The sequence below is a fragment of the Mesorhizobium sp. M1C.F.Ca.ET.210.01.1.1 genome, assembly GCF_004791585.1.
Lineage (GTDB): Bacteria > Pseudomonadota > Alphaproteobacteria > Rhizobiales > Rhizobiaceae > Mesorhizobium.
This window is the reverse complement of sequence record NZ_SRUU01000242.1, coordinates 1-278: the sequence shown is the minus strand read 5'-3', so window position 1 is coordinate 278 and position 278 is coordinate 1. Positions and strand designations below refer to the sequence as shown.

1 protein-coding gene is annotated in these 278 nt (G+C 64.0%); it reads right to left on the bottom strand.

From position 1 onward, the window contains the following. Positions 1–278: NAD(P)-dependent oxidoreductase (locus EN853_RS33750; protein WP_281062261.1), on the bottom strand; the 278-nt coding region annotated here is incomplete at both ends.

Sequence of the window (278 nt, the reverse complement as noted above, 5' to 3'; positions counted from 1 at the left end):
GAAAAGCGCGCTCATCGGATGGCCGGACCTCGCCAGCGGCTCCAGCGAATAGACGTCGAGCCCAGCGCCCGCGATGCGCCCGGCAAGGATCGCTTCAACGAGTGCGGCCTCATCGATCAGCGCGCCGCGCGACACGTTGACGAGGACGGCCGAAGGCTTCATGCAAGCGAGTTCTTCTTTGCCGATCAGGCCGCGCGTCTCATCGTTCAGAACGCAGTGGATCGAGACGAAGTCGCAGACCCGCAGCATGCCGTGCAGATCGTCGACCTTCTCGATCC